At 45.4% G+C, this 16,874-nt stretch carries 10 protein-coding genes; 6 read left to right on the top strand and 4 right to left on the bottom strand.

Going from position 1 to position 16,874, the window contains the following annotated elements; genetic code table 11:
• Positions 1-2: 2 nt before the first annotated feature.
• From dnaE to tilS, 3 genes are all read left to right on the top strand, one after another.
• Positions 3-3,467, top strand: a complete 3,465-nt coding sequence (dnaE, locus tag D1814_RS03095) for a DNA polymerase III subunit alpha (RefSeq protein WP_118490053.1) — start codon at positions 3-5, stop codon at positions 3,465-3,467.
• A 68-nt stretch (positions 3,468-3,535) separates the two neighbouring features.
• A complete protein-coding gene (gene accA, locus D1814_RS03090; protein WP_118490052.1) occupies positions 3,536-4,492 on the top strand; it encodes an acetyl-CoA carboxylase carboxyl transferase subunit alpha in 957 nt (318 codons plus the stop codon).
• 273 nt (positions 4,493-4,765) lie between these two features.
• Positions 4,766-6,091 (top strand): tRNA lysidine(34) synthetase TilS, encoded by a 1,326-nt coding sequence (gene tilS, locus D1814_RS03085; protein ID WP_118490051.1) that lies wholly within the window; start codon positions 4,766-4,768, stop codon positions 6,089-6,091.
• 167 nt (positions 6,092-6,258) lie between these two features.
• Here tilS and D1814_RS03080 read toward each other — a convergent pair whose 3' ends face one another.
• Positions 6,259-7,158, bottom strand: a complete 900-nt coding sequence (locus D1814_RS03080) for a GGDEF domain-containing protein (RefSeq protein WP_118490050.1) — start codon at positions 7,156-7,158, stop codon at positions 6,259-6,261.
• 268 nt (positions 7,159-7,426) lie between these two features.
• On the opposite strand from D1814_RS03080, the gene D1814_RS03075 reads away from it, so the two are divergent.
• A complete protein-coding gene (locus D1814_RS03075; RefSeq protein WP_118490049.1) occupies positions 7,427-9,394 on the top strand; it encodes a cation:proton antiporter domain-containing protein in 1,968 nt (655 codons plus the stop codon).
• A 70-nt stretch (positions 9,395-9,464) separates the two neighbouring features.
• Here the strand turns inward: D1814_RS03075 and D1814_RS03070 are convergent, their stop codons facing one another.
• Positions 9,465-9,692, bottom strand: coding sequence for a hypothetical protein (locus D1814_RS03070; protein WP_118490048.1), 228 nt, complete (start codon positions 9,690-9,692; stop codon positions 9,465-9,467).
• A 628-nt stretch (positions 9,693-10,320) separates the two neighbouring features.
• Between D1814_RS03070 and tadA the strand changes: the two genes are divergently transcribed.
• Positions 10,321-10,812, top strand: coding sequence for a tRNA adenosine(34) deaminase TadA (gene tadA, locus D1814_RS03065; protein ID WP_220667660.1), 492 nt, complete (start codon positions 10,321-10,323; stop codon positions 10,810-10,812).
• Between the two features lie 112 nt (positions 10,813-10,924).
• Here the strand turns inward: tadA and D1814_RS19380 are convergent, their stop codons facing one another.
• Together D1814_RS19380 and mltF are read right to left on the bottom strand one after the other, a co-directional pair.
• On the bottom strand, positions 10,925-11,080 hold the full coding sequence (locus D1814_RS19380) for a hypothetical protein (protein WP_012517585.1): 156 nt from the start codon (positions 11,078-11,080) through the stop codon (positions 10,925-10,927).
• Between the two features lie 249 nt (positions 11,081-11,329).
• Positions 11,330-12,733 (bottom strand): membrane-bound lytic murein transglycosylase MltF, encoded by a 1,404-nt coding sequence (mltF, locus tag D1814_RS03060; protein WP_118490047.1) that lies wholly within the window; start codon positions 12,731-12,733, stop codon positions 11,330-11,332.
• A gap of 176 nt (positions 12,734-12,909) precedes the next feature.
• On the opposite strand from mltF, the gene purL reads away from it, so the two are divergent.
• Positions 12,910-16,797 carry a phosphoribosylformylglycinamidine synthase gene (purL, locus tag D1814_RS03055; protein WP_118490046.1) on the top strand — a complete coding sequence of 1,296 codons (3,888 nt, stop codon included), beginning with the start codon at positions 12,910-12,912 and terminating at the stop codon, positions 16,795-16,797.
• The last annotated feature ends 77 nt before the right edge of the window (positions 16,798-16,874 follow it).

The raw sequence follows: 16,874 nt of genomic DNA, 5'->3' as shown, positions 1-16,874 counted from the left end.
TCATGTCATCGCCATTTATTCATTTACGTGTTCACAGCGACTTTTCGATGATGGACGGCCTGAATAAGGTTAAGCCTATTTTAGGTAAAGTGGCCGCGCTTGGCATGCCTGCCGTGGCGATCACAGACCAAATGAATATGTGTGGCTTGGTAAAATTTTATTCCGAGGCACATAATTTAGGTATTAAGCCCATAATCGGTACCGATTTTTGGGTGACGAATGAAGTCTTTGGTGACGAACCTTTCAGGCTAACCCTTATTGCAATGAACAATGAGGGATATAAGAACATTACCATTCTTATCTCTAAAGCCTACCTTCGTGGTCACTTAGCGCACCGCGCGGTCATTGACCAAGAATGGTTAGCAGAACATAGTGAAGGCGTCATCGTGTTGTCAGGCGCTCAGCACGGTGATGTTGGTGTGGGTTTAATGAAAAACAACGCTAACATTCTCGACAGTGCGCTTGAGTTTTATCAAACCCATTTTTCTGACCGTTTTTATTTAGAGCTTATTAGAACTGGCAGACAAGGTGAAGAAGATTACTTACACCATGCCGTAGAGCTTGCTGAGCAGCGCGGCTTACCCGTAGTGGCCACTAATGAAGTGTGCTTTATTGATCGTGAAGGCTTTGATGCTCACGAAATCCGTGTGTGTATTCACGATGGCTATACGTTAGATGATAACCGCCGGCCTAAGCGCTACAGCGACCAGCAGTACCTTCGCACAGCAGAGGAAATGGTAGAGCTATTTAGCGACATCCCTGAAGCAATCGAAAATACGGTTGAAATTGCAAAGCGCTGTAACGTTACCGTACGCTTGAACGAGTACTTCCTACCCCAGTTTCCAACCGGCGGCATGACCACCGAAGACTTCTTGGTTAAAGTGTCTGAAGAAGGATTGGAAGAGCGTCTAGAATTCCTTTTCCCCGATGAAGAAGTGCGCAAAGCGAAACGGCCAGAGTACGATGACCGACTTCGCATTGAGCTTGAAGTTATCAACCAGATGGGGTTCCCAGGCTACTTCCTTATCGTAATGGAGTTCATCCAATGGAGTAAGGATAATGGAATTCCCGTAGGACCAGGGCGTGGTTCTGGTGCAGGCTCATTGGTGGCCTATGCCTTAAAAATTACCGACCTAGACCCGCTAGAATTCGATTTGCTATTCGAACGTTTCTTGAACCCAGAACGTGTATCAATGCCCGACTTCGACGTCGACTTCTGTATGGATAGACGAGATGAGGTAATCGACCACGTAGCTGAGCTTTACGGGCGTCAGGCGGTATCGCAGATCATTACGTTTGGTACTATGGCGGCAAAAGCGGTAGTGCGTGACGTAGGCCGCGTGCTTGGTCATCCTTATGGTTTTGTAGATCGTATTTCAAAATTGATTCCACCCGACCCAGGCATGACACTTGAAAAGGCGTTCGCTGCTGAACCTCAACTGCCAGAAGTGTACGAAAGCGATGAGGAGGTGAAAGACCTTATCGATATGGCGCGAATTCTTGAAGGGGTAACCCGTAATGCCGGTAAACATGCCGGTGGTGTTGTTATTGCGCCAACTACTATTACTGATTTTTCGCCACTGTATTGTGACGATGAAGGTAAAAACCCTGTAACCCAGTTCGACAAAAACGACGTTGAAACCGCGGGTTTAGTAAAATTCGACTTCCTAGGTCTTCGTACGCTGACTATTATTCAGTGGGCAATAGATATGATCAAAGAAGGGAAAAACGTTGATGTAGATATCAGCGCTATTCCGCTTGAAGATCCTAAGAGTTTCAGAACCCTTCAAAACGCTGAAACTACCGCTGTATTCCAGCTGGAATCTCGCGGTATGAAAGAGTTAATTAAGCGTCTTAAACCTGACTGTTTCGAAGATATCATCGCACTGGTAGCTCTGTTTCGTCCGGGCCCGCTGCAATCAGGCATGGTAGATAACTTTATTGACCGTAAGCACGGACGTGAAGAAATTTCTTACCCCGACGCTGAATATCAGCACGAATGTCTTCAAGAAATTCTTGAGCCCACCTACGGCATTATCTTGTATCAGGAACAGGTAATGCAGATAGCCCAAGAGATGGCGGGATATTCACTCGGTGGCGCTGACTTGCTGCGTCGTGCGATGGGTAAGAAAAAGCCTGAAGAGATGGCTAAGCAGCGTGGTACGTTCGCTGAAGGTGCTAAGGGCAATAATATTGACCCAGACCTAGCAATGAAAATCTTCGACTTGGTAGAAAAGTTCGCAGGTTACGGGTTCAACAAATCTCACTCTGCCGCTTATGCCTTGGTGTCTTATCAGACTTTATGGCTGAAAGTACATTATCCTGCGGAATTCATGGCTGCGGTAATGTCGGCAGATATGGATAACACCGATAAAATCGTGACGCTTGTCGATGAATGTGAGCGCATGGGCATTGAAATACTGCCGCCAGATTTAAACGCGGGCAAATATAAATTTACCGTCGATAGTGAAGGTCGCATTGTTTATGGTATCGGTGCGATTAAAGGGGTAGGTGAAGGCCCGATTGAAGCCATTATTGAAGCGCGGGAGAGTCAGGGGGCATTTAAGGATCTTTTTGATTTTTGCGCCAAAATAGATATTAAGCGTGTAAATAAGCGGGTACTAGAAAAGCTTGTATTAGCAGGCGCAATGGACAACTTAGGTCCTCATCGTGCAAGCCTTATGGCGAGTTTACCCGAGGCTCTAGCAGCCGCCGGTCAGCACGCAAAAGCCGAGTCTTTTGGTCAGTCAGACATGTTTGGGCTGCTTACTACCGAGCCAGAAGACGTGAAGCAAGCGTTTGCTGATGTACCTGAATGGCCTGAAAAAGTATGGCTAGAAGGTGAAAAAGATACGTTAGGTTTGTATTTAACCGGTCACCCCATCAACCAGTACGCAGAAGAGCTGCGTTACTACACCGACGGGCGTTTAGTAGATTTAAAACCCACGAACAAAGACCAAATGGCCAGTGCAGTAGGATTGGTGCTTGGCGTGCGTGTTATGACGAACAAACGTGGGCGCCGCTGGGCTATCGTGACACTGGATGATAAGAGTGCCAGAATAGACGTACGTTTCTTCCCCGATATGTACGAACAGTTCGAAAGTGTGTTAGAAACTGACAGAATATTGCTTATAAAGGGACAGGTCAGCTTTGATGATTTCTCTGGGGGCAATACAATCACCGCCCGTGATGTAATGGACATTGTTCAGGCACGAGAGAAAAACGCGAGAGCGCTGGCACTTAATATTGATACCCAGTTGCTTGAACCGAAGAAAATCAGTCAGATGCAATCTATCCTGCAGGCATTTAACGGTGGAAGTTGTCCTGTTCAGTTAGCGGTAACTCATCCAGACGCTGAAGTAACCTTAGCGTGTGGTGCAAGATGGTACGTTACCCCTGAAGACCAACTTTTACACGATCTCAAACAATGTTTGGGAGACAAAGCGGTTTCAATTCTCTACCATTAGGGTTAAGAGTTCGATAGATTGGACATCTCGCGTTTGCATAGACGAGCGTAGTACGAATAGGACATGAAATGAGTATACAGTTTTTGGACTTTGAACAGCCAATAGCCGAACTAGAAGCAAAAATTGAAGAGCTTAGGTTGGTGAATCAAGGTGGCGAGTTTGACGTTGGCATAGAAGAAGAAATCAATAAGCTTCGCGGTAAAAGTGCGGAGCTAACTAAAAAAATCTTTTCTGATCTTGGAGCATGGCAAGTTTCTCAACTTGCACGTCACCCAATGCGTCCATACACGCTAGATTACATTCCACGTATTTTTACAGAATTCGACGAGCTCGCTGGCGACCGCGCGTTTGCTGACGATAAAGCGATTGTCGGTGGGCCAGCGATGTTAGATGACCAGCCTGTGATGATTATTGGTCATCAAAAAGGGCGTGATACTAACGAAAAAATTAAGCGTAACTTCGGTATGCCTAAACCAGAAGGTTACCGTAAGGCCTTGCGCCTTATGAAGATGGCTGAGCGCTTTAACATGCCTATTATTACCTTCATCGACACGCCAGGGGCATACCCAGGTGTGGGCGCTGAAGAGCGTGGTCAGAGTGAAGCAATCGCAAAGAACTTATTCGAAATGGCTGAGTTGACTGTTCCAATCGTTTGTACCGTAATCGGTGAAGGTGGTTCGGGTGGCGCACTAGCAATTGGTGTTGGCGATCGCGTCAACATGCTTCAATATTCTACCTACTCGGTTATTTCACCGGAGGGCTGTGCCTCTATTTTATGGAAGAGTGCAGAAAAAGCCCCGTTAGCCGCTGAAGCCATGGGCGTAAGTGCGCCCCAAATTAAAGAACTAGGTTTAATCAACAGCATTGTTGAAGAACCATTAGGTGGCGCCCATCGCGACCACAATGGTATGGCAGCCAATCTTAAAGCGGTAATTAAGCAGCAGCTTAACCAGCTAAAAGAGCTAGATAAGGCCAAATTGATGGAAGAACGTTATCAGCGTTTGATGTCGTTCGGTTATTGCTAATTCTAGTTAGGGCTACGAGTTCTAAAACTGCGAATAGTCACGTCACGATACAAAGCGGTGTACGATTAGGCTAAGCGGCGTGCGATTAGCAAAATTGCTTGTTCTAAAATCAATCAAGCCGTTGCGTATTTCATATCGATTTAGATTAGTTCAAGGGGGTTGTTTACCATTGGTAACCACCCCTTTTTTGTTATGAGTAAGCAAGTATTTAATTAAACATAGCGCTAAAGCCCATTAAAACATAACATTGAAACAATAAGGTATTACTGGTCTGTGACCCCTCTACAAGCACCAATTATTGAACATATCGTCAACCGCATAGCGACATTACTAACAGATGTAAAGCGAGCACTTCAAACGCCTCTAGTAGTTGCCTACAGTGGTGGTGTGGATTCCACCGTACTTCTTCAAGCTGTTATTGCGTATAGGGACCAATTTGAGTGCCCAATACATGCTGTATATGTACACCACGGTTTAAGCGAAAACGCGGATGATTGGGCCCGGCACTGTGAACTGCAGTGCCGTCTCGAAGATGTTGAATTTCATCAATATCGCGTTGCCGTAGATACCAGTTCTAGAAAGAGCTTGGAGGCCGAGGCGCGTAAGGTACGATACAACGCACTGTTAGAAGTGTGCACCCAAATTGGCGGTGTGTTGCTATTGGGGCAACATGCTGAAGATCAGCTTGAAACCGTGCTATTGCAGCTAAAGCGCGGTGCAGGGCCCCAAGGCTTAGCTGGTATGGGGGAGGTACAGTTTCGCGGTGAAACCCTAGTAATGCGCCCCATGTTAGCGCTTGAAAAAGCGGCTATTGTCGCATTTGCAGAAGAGGAAATGCTGCAGTGGGTTGAGGATGAATCTAACCAGCAAAACAGCTTTGACAGGAATTTCTTAAGAAACGAGATAATACCTCATTTGCTTGAGCGATGGCCCCAGTTAACTAAGACAGTGGGGCGAAGCGCTGAGCTTTGTGCAGAGCAAAGTGCACTAGTCAGCGAATCTGCACAGCAATACTTCAAAGAATGTAAACGTACTGATTTAAGGCTAGATGGAGAAAAGCTTGCTGCATTATCTATCCCTTGGCAGGCTATGGTAATTCGCGCTTGGTTTAAAGCACAGGGGCAGCTTGCCCCCTCAAAAGCGCAGGCACACCAAGTACTTGCGATGCTGGGAGCGAAACACGATGCAACCCCTGAAGTAAACTTTAAGTGGGGCAGGGTTATACGTTTTGACCATGACCTTTACTGGGTAGTTAATGATACGTGTGAGATACCAGAACGTCTTGAGTTGGCGTTAGGCCAGTACATTCCTCTTCCTTGGTTACGCGGGCAGGTAAGAGTAACAATAACTGAAGAAAAAAATAACGATACGGTTTCTTTGCAAACTAATGCGCGTAATCTGCGGGTAAAACCTAAAGGTGCCAATGTATCAAAGCTATTGAAAGAGTGGTTTAAAGTATGGCGTGTGCCCCGATGGAAACGAGATGGTGTACCCACTGTATTTTTAAATGAAACGCCGGTGGCAATCATTATTGATGACAAAGTTGTCTATCTACAACCACAAGTAGAGCGTATCCATGTTGCCTTTAAACCCGTCTAGTCGATAATCAGGCTTATCACATTTTTTATAAGGTTTACTGGACCAATACCCGGCATTAGTAGGCGTAGAACCGGCATTCGCTTGAGCTTTTAAATTCTTTCGGCAGGTTACACTGATAAAGCGGCATTGAATTGCCGCTTTTAGTAGAAACAAACAAAACCTATTATTTAGGCGGCGTCGTAACTGTTTTTGCCTGAGTTTTTCACCCGATACAGCGCGTTATCAGCGCGATTAAATAAACTATCAATACTGTCGCCATCTCGATAAATTGCGCCACCGAGACTCGCCGAAACACCTAGTCGAGATAAGTAGGCAGAACTATTTATACTCATCTGGATTCGCTTGGCAGCACATGCTAATTGTTGCTGTGTTTGGCAGTCTAACAAACAGCAGAATTCATCGCCGCCATAGCGAAATGCTTCGTCCTCATCGCGCAGTACATTTTCTAGGTGTGTTGCCACATGAAGCAGTACTTTGTCGCCCTCACCATGTCCAAAGTTATCGTTTACATATTTGAAGTTGTCTAGGTCGATAACTAAAAGTGCAAATGGTTCATCATGTCTTTGTGTCCAGCCCAGCTGTCTTGTCATAGACTGCTGAAAGCCCGCGCGATTGCCTAAACTAGTCAACACGTCTTTGGTTGCCATTTGCTGAACACGCATCAAAGATAAGGCATGTTTTACTTGTTTTCCAAATAAATCATGCAGTTGGAATAGGCTCTCTCGTTGCGATAACGACAAGGGTGAACTAATGTAATAATAGACATGGGCTTGCTCGCCATTAACAGAGCGTGCCCCTTGTAGTGGTAAATCAATCAGTGTTGACGATATCTTTGCGTTACCGTAGACCCAACGAGAGTCGAAGTCGGATAAACTGAATCCGACAATAGGCAATAGCATATTAAGCTGCTGAAAATACACGCCTCCTAACTCTTGAAGTTCAAGCGTAGTCAGAAGCTGTGTTACGAAGCCTGATAATTCACTAAAAGAAAGTGATTTTTCTGTGCTCTCAGCAGGATAAAAATTGTCGTGTTGTGTGCTATCGTAGACTGACGTTGAAAAATCCACAGTAGTGCCCCTATACAAAATGCGTTGATATGCCGCAGAAATGAAACCAGTGTCAAAGCCCTGACGTTTCTGTGGTCATGCCCGCATTTTCGCGAAATTTATGACGATCACAGCGGCAAAACTTGCCGGATCTGCATTTACATAGGGGATTTTGCAAACTGAATGCCAACAAGATATTTGTCGCATTAGTCTTTAGTTTAAGTGTCAAGCCGAGTTTATTATCGCGCTTATTTTACAAGCGTAAGTTGATGTTGCTCTAGGAGGTTGTGTGGGGACGAGTTTTTTAAATATTGTGATATTGATGTTCATCTCGGTATGCGCGGTCGCCCTATTTAAACGAATTCACCTTCCACCTATCCTAGCTTATCTCTTTGCCGGTGTACTCGCAGGCCCACAGCTGCTTTCTGTGTTTGCACACCCCGAAGAAATGCATTTATTGGCCGAAGTAGGTATTGTTTTTCTACTCTTCTCCCTTGGGCTAGAATTCTCCCTTCCTAAGTTGTTGGCTATGCGCTCTTTGGTATTTGGCGTAGGCCTTGGGCAAATGTTGTTTACCACAGCGATATTTACCTGTGTTCCTCTTTTTTTCGGGGCTCCAGTTAGTGCGTCCATCATTATTGGCGGTACGCTTGCGCTAAGTTCTACCGCTATAGTTATAAAACAAGCCACCGAAATGGGCATTCTTAATAACAGGCGTACACAATTGGCCGTCAGTATATTGCTCTTTCAGGACTTAGCCGTGGTCCCGTTTCTTATCGCTATCCCACTACTAGCACAAACAGGCGAGGTGAGTATTGCGCTGGCGTTAGGAGAGGCATTGCTTAAAGGTGTGTTTGTCATCGCATTTTTAATGTCGGTAGGTAAGTGGTTACTTCCGTGGGTGTTCCGAGAAGTTGCGAGAACCAGAACCGATGAGCTGTTTGTATTGACCACTATTTTAATCGCGCTATTAGCCGGCGGCCTTACCTATTATTTTGGCCTGTCGATGGCGTTAGGCGCTTTTTTGGCCGGGATGATGTTAGGAGAAAGCCAATACAAATATCAGCTTGAAGCCGATATCCGCCCGTTTCGCGATATTTTGATGGGCTTGTTCTTTGTAACCGTTGGCATGCAGTTAGAACTCACCGTGCTCTGGAATAGTTTGTTTGAGATTGTCTTTGGCGTTTTTGCGCTAATGATAATTAAAGTTATCTTAGTAAGGACCGCGTCAACGTTAGTCAAAACTGACGCCATTGACGGCTGGTCCGCTGGCGTAAAACTTTGCCAAATAGGGGAGTTTAGTTTCGTTATCGCGGCGCTTGCCACAACCCACGGTGTGTTAACATCAGAACAATCATCATTGATTGTATGCATGGGCGTGATAAGTATGGCATTAACGCCATGGCTTATGAACAATAGTGTGACTATCGCTAAGCGTATTGTTAACAAAGATATTGCATTTGATGATAACACTAGCTTTGGTAATGCTGAGCCGCTGTCTAACCATGTCATTATTTGTGGGTTTGGCCGTGTGGGCCAGTCGGTAGCACGCATGTTGAAAATGGAAGGTATTCATTTTGTCGCTATAGATATGGACCCTGTAAGAGTGCACGAAAGCCGAAATGCAGGCGAACCCGTGATCTTTGGCGATGCCAGTCAAAAAGATATTTTGAGCAATGCTAATGTAGAAAATGCAAAACTTGTGCTAGTGACGTTTGATCAGGTCGATAAGGCCAAGCAAGTGATTACGCAGACCCGAAGTATAACAAATACTACAGATGTCATGGTTCGTACCAAACGAGACTACCAGTTAGAAAGTTTGTACAGCGCTGGAGCAAACCAAGTGGTGCCCGAGTTACAAGAAGGCAGCTTAATGCTGGTGTCGCAAGTGTTGCATTATGCCGGTGTACCTATGTCACGTATCTTAAAGCGGGTGCGAGCCGAGCGAAAAGGTCGTTATGATCATATGCACGGTTTTTACCCCGGTGAAACGACAGAAATTACCTACGGCACGGAAGATAAGCTAGAGTTTATACACGCAGTAGTATTGTCTGAACACGCCTCTTGCATTGGTAAAGCCATAAAAGATATCGACTTCTCTAGAATGCGGGTGGCGATTAAGGGCTTAAGACGAAATGGTAATGAAGTTAAAGACCCAGATCAGGACGCTATTTTACAGGCCCATGATGTGTTGGTTATAGCGGGTAAACCCCGACGAGTTGAGCGGGCTGAGCGCAAACTCTTAGAAGGGAATTGATGTTTAACTGCCAGCGCAGGGTACACTATAGGCGTAAGTTGCGCTGGCAGATGAATTTATTTCACTAAACTTAAGCGACGCGGTCTTTCTCTAAATCGGCAAACTGCTTTTTTAGGTCGTAGCGTTCATCAGTAACAATCTTTTCGAGTACAGATACACGCTCTTTCAAATCTGCAATTTCCTGCTTGTAAGCTTCGGCTTCTTTATTGCTAAGTTTCTTTTTGCTTTTGTCTTTTGCACTTTCGACAATGGTAACTAACGCCCAAGCACAAATGGCTACTATTGCAATCGCTGTCATGTTCACGGTGGTATCCCTCACAAATGGCTTTAAAAGAGTGTAGGTGAAAATGTGGTCAGTTGCCTATTTCACCCCGTATTTAGTTTTCATTTCTAATAAACAGAGGCTAAATACGTATTAGTAAAATTACTGCTTCGCTTAACGTACTATAAAGGTTTTTAAACTAAGTTTTTTTCAAAAAGTGTAACCAGTTAAGTCCTTCACACCAGCAGTGTTATAATGAAAGATTGCAAATAGGTTGCCAAGTGACAAAAGTCATTAATTTCTAGTGAGTTAGAATGTTTACCTAAGCTTATACTAAATAAATATTAACGAATTTCACCAAGTAAAATAGCAAGATTGACTAATGAGTGACCAAAATAGCAACCCTTCGACACCAAATTTCCACACTGGGGAAACGCAATCTAAAGAACAAGCCACCGAACATGTGGCAACGCAAGCGTTAGAGCCTGAAATGCTAAACGCTGAAGAGGCGCTTGAGAAAGTAAGCGCTTCAAAAGAAAGTACTACCCAAGAGAGCTCAATTAAAGAAAGCGCAATTAAAGAGAGCCTAGTTGAAGAGAACCGATGCAAAGAAGAGATTAGCCAGGAAAATCTTATTAACGAAACGGTTACTCATGAAGACGTAATGTGGATGAAGCACGCCTTAACCCTTGCTGATAAAGCGGAGTCAATGGGTGAAGTGCCGGTAGGAGCCTGCGTAGTTTTAAATGGTGAGTTAATGGGTGAGGGCTTTAATAGGCCGATATTGGATAACGATCCGTCTGCCCATGCAGAGTTGCGTGCTGTTAAAGATGCCGCTTCTAAGGTGCAAAACTACCGGCTTATTGACGCTACCTTGTATGTCACTTTGGAGCCCTGTTCTATGTGTGCGGGTATGCTTGTACATGCGCGAGTAAAACGGGTGGTGTTTGGTGCTAAAGATGCGAAAACTGGCGCTGCGGGTTCGGTAATGAATCTATTGCGACACCCTGCACTTAACCATCAAATTGAGGTGGTACCTGGCGTGCTAGCTGATGAATGTGCTAGCAAATTGTCAGATTTTTTTCGCAAGCGTAGAAAAGAAATTAAAGCTGCCAAAAAGGCGAAAAAACATCTAGAGGGGGATGCTTCAAGCTAATTCTTATGCCGTTGGCTTGAGCGCATGTTTATTAGTGTTATTCGCCTGTTTGGGTTATTGAGCTGGTTATTTTAATTAAGAGTTCTCAATCAACTGACCAGCTTAAATGTATTTAGCTAGGCTTACGGGTCAGTTGAGTGAACATATCACTTGTAACAAATAGCTTGCGACGTTGAAGTACTTTCTGATGGCAACGCTTAAGCATAAGTCTGCGTCTGTTGTTGTTTTTCAATTTTATTCCTTTTTTCATAAAGCGATTTTTTTTCATTTATTCTCCTTTCTCACAATAAGGTTATTGTTTCCTCGTTGTGACCACTTTTTTCCGCTAAGGAAAATACTCTGTCGTTTGAACTAAGCGCTATTTATTCGAAAGACGCTGTCCTTTTAGAGTTAATAATCTTTTAGAAAAATTAAGGTTCTGAGAATGCGAGTTAGTTAATTACTAACTCGTTCAAAGGGTACAGGGTAAAGATGACATCGAAATGACAGTTTTCAAGGAATGCTAGAGCCAACAGTATTAAATTTTTCCTTGTTCATCTAACCAGACTAGGCTGTCGTAGTAGCGACGAATGTTTTCTACGTATTGCAAAGCCTCATCACCTCTGGCGTAGCCATAGCGGGTGGTACGGTAATACTTCTTTTGCCTGAGCTGCGGCAAGCGACGCTTTACATCTACCCACAAGTCAGGATTACCCCCTTGTTGCTCAGTAAGAACTCTTGCATCTTCTAAGTGTCCCATTCCGATATTATACGATGCCATGGCCATCCAGGTTCTATCGGGTTCGCTTATTCGTGCGGGTATGCGGCCTAGCAAACTTGCAAAATAACGAGACCCGCCGCGAATACTTTGCTCTGGGTTCGTTCTATCGTCTACATCCCAGTCACTCGCTGTATCCAGCGTCAGCATCATTAGGCCGCGTACTCCGGTTCTAGAAACGGCTTCACTGTCCCAGTGACTCTCTTGATAGCTCATCGCCGCAAGTAGTCGCCAGTCTAGATCACCTGCATATTGTTGAAATAGCGGCTTGTATTGGGCTAGCGCAGTTTCAGCTGCGTAGTTAAATGCGCGGCTGTCTACATAATCGAACTGGCGAATATGACCGAAATACTTATCCTCCAGTACTGTAAACCAGCCTGACTGATGAACTGTACCAAAATACTCGATTAGCGCTGCTTTCACTGAATCGTCTTGATGTAATGGCAGCGCCCAAGCCATCGGCATATTTTCGTCAAGGGTTTTCGCTACAGCCAAATTTGGATAACGCCTGCGCTGTAACGCTAAACGGTTGCTGTCGGCTACTGTGTAAGCGATATCACCATTGGCCACTTGTTGTAGCAGTTCTTCAGAATCTGAATCTTCGGTGGTAATAAGCTCGGTCTTTACCGCTACTTTTTCAGTTTCTGTTGGTTCATCGCCTAAAGCGCTCAATAAATCAGAAAGTAAGTGAGCCTGACTGCTTTCTGCAACTGCAATGATAGGAGCATCGAGATCTAAAAGGTTTCTAGGTCTTGGTGTGCCCGCTTGAAATACAAGCTGCTGTTTGACATGTTGATAAGCGGGACCATACGTGAAGCGGTTTTTCAGTGAAGGCGGCACCGCATCGCCCGTGGCAACAATGTCTAAGTTACCTTCTTCTAGTTGTTCTAGCATGACTTCATAGCTGTAAAAAGGGTACAGGTCGAGTGTTACGCCAAGGTAATCGGCGAAGCCTGCCAGCAACTCATATTCAAACCCCTGGGGGCCTTCAGCGCCGTTATAAAAAGTTCCTGCGCCGTAAACGGTTCCTACGCGGATGGTTTCCCGTTCTAATAATGAGGAAAGGGCAGTGGGGACCGAGGGCACGCCACAACTCATAACAGCAATGGATAAAATGATTATTAGTTGTAGTTTTAATCGTTTTTTATAGTCTTGTGACTGCATAGACCTTTACTTGTTGTCATCAAACTCGCTAAGTTTAAAAAAAAGTTCATGTTAGCGCGTTATGAGGTTACTTACTGTGCATAATTGCTCTATAATCCGCGCCGAAATACTCATCAATCCAAGAGGCAACGCGTCGCATTGGTGGTCGTTGTTTCTAACAAACCAGGTAAATCAATATGTTGGTCCTTCGAGGCGCTCCTGCACTATCAGAGTTTAACCAAACTAAACTGATTGCAAAGCTGGGTCAATCCGGCGTTAGGGTTAAAAACCTATATAGCGAATATGTTCACCTAGTCGATTCCCAAGGTGACTTGTCTAAGCAGCAAATAGAAATACTCGAGAAGCTGCTCACTTACGGCCCCGCGAGGCAAGCACAAACACCTTCTGGAACCCTCTTCCTTATTACTCCTCGCCCCGGCACTATCTCTCCCTGGTCTTCTAAAGCCACCGACATCGCTCACAACTGTAGTTTAAAAAGTATCAATCGCATAGAGCGCGGATGCGCGTTTTATATCGAAACAGAAGATACATTAAGTGACGATGATTTTGCACTCATAGCTAGCTTCTTACACGACAGAATGACTGAGTCAGTATTTACTAAAACTGACGATGCAGTGGTACTGTTTACACAAACCGAAGCTAATACTTTCAACAGTGTAGACGTATTAGGGGAGGGCAAAGAAGCGCTGGTTAATGCAAACGTGGCATTGGGCCTGGCATTAGCTGATGATGAGATTGACTACCTGTTTGATAGTTTTACTAAGCTAGGCAGAAACCCGACTGACGTTGAACTTTATATGTTTGCGCAAGCAAACTCGGAACATTGTCGCCATAAGATTTTTAACGCAAGCTGGACCATCGACGGCGAAGACCAAGAAAAGTCGCTGTTCAAAATGATCAAAAACACTTACGAGTTATTACCTGATCACGTTTACTCAGCTTACAAAGATAACGCAGCAGTAATGGAAGGCTGGGAAGCTGGACGCTTCTTCCCAAATCCTCAGTCACATCAATATGAATACCATCATGAAAATATCGATATTTTAATGAAGGTAGAAACCCACAACCACCCAACGGCAATTTCACCGTTCCCGGGCGCAGCAACTGGTTCTGGTGGTGAAATTCGTGATGAGGGTGCTACTGGTCGTGGTTCAAAACCTAAAGCGGGTTTGGTTGGTTTTACCGTATCTAATTTACGTATCCCTGGTGCTGAGCAGCCGTGGGAGTTCGAATACGGCAAGCCACAGCGCATTGTTAGCGCTCTCGACATTATGCTTGAAGGGCCATTAGGTGGCGCAGCTTTTAATAATGAATTTGGTCGCCCAGCGCTACTCGGTTATTTCCGTACATTTGAGCAGGAAGTCAATAGCTTCAACGGTGTTGAAGTGCGCGGCTACCACAAACCTATAATGCTAGCAGGCGGTTTAGGTAATATTCGTCGCGAACACGTCGAAAAAGGCGAAATTACCGTAGGCGCTAAGCTTATTGTGCTTGGCGGCCCTGCAATGAACATTGGTCTTGGCGGCGGTGCAGCATCATCAATGGCGTCTGGTCAGTCAAACGAAGATTTAGACTTTGCTTCAGTGCAGCGTGATAACCCTGAGATGGAGCGTCGCTGCCAGGAAGTGATTGATGCATGTTGGCAGTTAGGGGATAACAACCCAATTCAGTTTATCCACGATGTGGGCGCGGGTGGTCTTTCAAATGCTTTACCTGAATTGGTTAACGACGGTGGCCGTGGCGGTAACTTTGAGCTAAGAAAAGTATTGTCTGATGAGCCTGGTATGACACCGCTAGAACTATGGTGTAACGAATCACAAGAACGTTATGTTATGTCTGTGGCACCGGAAAATATGCCGGTATTCGAAGCAATTTGCGCCCGCGAACGCGCGCCATTTGCGGTAGTCGGTGAAGCGACTGCCGAGCAGCACCTCAACCTGAACGACAACCAGTTTGACAACAAACCTATCGATATGCCGCTAGATGTACTGTTAGGCAAGCCGCCTAAAATGCATCGCGACGTAAGTTCAACCAAGGTGAGTTCACCAGCGTTAGACGATGTAGGCATTACCTTAAGTGATGCAGCAAATCGCATTTTATCTTTGCCTACCGTGGCAGAGAAAACCTTCCTTATCACCATTGGCGACCGCTCGGTTACCGGTCTTGTAAGTCGTGACCAAATGGTGGGGCCATGGCAAATACCAGTGGCAGATGTGGCGGTAACCGCAACAGCATTTGACACTTATCACGGTGAAGCGATGTCTATGGGTGAACGTACGCCAGTCGCGTTATTATCGCACGGCGCGTCTGCACGTCTTGCAGTAGGTGAAGCGCTAACCAATATTGCTGCAGCAAACATTGGTGATATTAAGCGTATTAAACTGTCTGCTAACTGGATGGCAGCAGCTGGACATCCAGGTGAAGATGCAGGTCTTTATGAAGCGGTGAAAGCCGTGGGTGAGGAGCTGTGCCCAGAGCTAGGTTTGACCATTCCTGTAGGTAAAGACTCCATGTCGATGAAAACCGCTTGGAATGAAAACGGTGAAGATAAAGCAGTAACCTCACCGTTGTCACTGGTTATTTCTGCGTTTGGTGCAGTAAAAGATATTCGCAAAACCCTAACGCCTCAGCTACGCACTGATAAAGGTGCAAGCCGCTTGTTGCTACTAGATTTGGGCGAAGGTAAAAATCGCTTAGGCGCTAGTTGTTTAGCGCAAGTTTATACACAGCTTGGCGATAGCCCAGCAGATGTGGTTTCTGCTACCCGCCTTAAAGGCTTCTTTGACGCTATGCAAATGCTTATCGAAAAAGGTTTGGTGCATGCTTACCACGACCGTTCAGACGGCGGCTTATTTACTACAGTGGCAGAAATGGCCTTTGCGGGTAAAACAGGTGTGAGCGTTAACCTTGATAGCCTAAAAGGTAATCACATTGCTGTACTATTCAATGAAGAATTGGGCGGTGTTATTCAAGTGCTTGAAAGCGACCTAGACGCCGTTAACGAAGTACTGGCTAAGTTCGACTTAACTGAATTGACTCACGATATCGGTACATTAAATAGCACAGATATGATTGAGTTTAGCCGCGACGGTGTAGCTGTACTTGCCGATAGCCGTGTATCAATGCGTACTACCTGGGCGAAAACTACCTTTGAAATGCAAAAGCTTCGTGATAACCCTGAGTGTGCTGAACAAGAACACGCGGCAATGCAAGATGCTGCCGATCCTGGTCTGCATGTAGCGCTATCTTACGATATCAACGAAGACGTTGCCGCACCTTATATTGCCAAAGGCGTTAAGCCAAAAGTGGCGATTTTAAGAGAGCAGGGCGTTAATTCACATCTTGAAATGGCAGCAGCATTTACCCGTGCAGGTTTTGACGCTATCGACGTGCACATGAGTGACGTGCTGTCGGGTCGCATTACCCTTGAACAGTTTGCGGGTCTTGCTGCTTGTGGCGGTTTCTCTTACGGCGACGTATTAGGTGCAGGTGAAGGTTGGGCGAAGTCTATATTGTTCAACAATATAGCGCGGGATCAGTTCGAAAGCTTCTTTAACCGCAATGACACTTTCAGTTTAGGTGTATGTAACGGTTGTCAGATGCTATCGAACCTAAAATCATTGATTCCCGGCACTGAGCACTGGCCGCACTTTGTTACTAACCAGTCAGCGCGTTTTGAAGCTCGCGTTGCTATGGTTGAAGTGATGGAGTCAAAGTCTGTGCTGCTTGATGGTATGGCAGGCTCGCGTATGCCGATTGCTGTGTCGCACGGCGAAGGTCAGGCTGAATTTGCAAATGAAAACGCGCTATCGCAGGTTAGCGGTCAGGTAGCCATGCGTTACGTAGATAACTACGGCAAGCCAACTATGCAATACCCAGCTAACCCGAACGGTTCACCGCAAGGTATTACTGGTTTAACGTCTGTCGATGGGCGCAGCACTATTATGATGCCGCACCCTGAACGTGTGTTTAGAGCCGTTGCAAACTCATGGTGCCCAGACGATTGGCAAGAAGATGGCGCGTGGATGCGTATCTTTAGAAACGCCCGTAAGTTTGTTGGTTAATGTAACAGAGTGACCTTAATAAACAGGGGGAAACCCCTGTTTATTTTCTATAAAAATACTGTTTAATAAATACGCAT

Source organism: Alteromonas sp. BL110, assembly GCF_003443615.1.
Classification (GTDB): domain Bacteria; phylum Pseudomonadota; class Gammaproteobacteria; order Enterobacterales; family Alteromonadaceae; genus Alteromonas.
Note: the sequence above shows the minus strand (reverse complement) of the source record. Positions and strands in the feature narration are given on the sequence as shown.

What these genes read in the sequence shown, in the direction of transcription:
- dnaE (WP_118490053.1), top strand. Translation starts at nt 3, where the DNA reads ATGTCATCGCCATTTATTCATTTACGTGTTCACAGCGACTTTTCGATG.
- accA (WP_118490052.1), top strand. Translation starts at nt 3,536, where the DNA reads ATGAGTATACAGTTTTTGGACTTTGAACAGCCAATAGCCGAACTAGAA.
- D1814_RS03070 (WP_118490048.1), bottom strand. Translation starts at nt 9,692, where the DNA reads ATGACAGCGATTGCAATAGTAGCCATTTGTGCTTGGGCGTTAGTTACC.
- tadA (WP_220667660.1), top strand. Translation starts at nt 10,321, where the DNA reads ATGTGGATGAAGCACGCCTTAACCCTTGCTGATAAAGCGGAGTCAATG.
- D1814_RS19380 (WP_012517585.1), bottom strand. Translation starts at nt 11,080, where the DNA reads ATGAAAAAAAATCGCTTTATGAAAAAAGGAATAAAATTGAAAAACAAC.
- mltF (WP_118490047.1), bottom strand. Translation starts at nt 12,733, where the DNA reads ATGCAGTCACAAGACTATAAAAAACGATTAAAACTACAACTAATAATC.
- purL (WP_118490046.1), top strand. Translation starts at nt 12,910, where the DNA reads ATGTTGGTCCTTCGAGGCGCTCCTGCACTATCAGAGTTTAACCAAACT.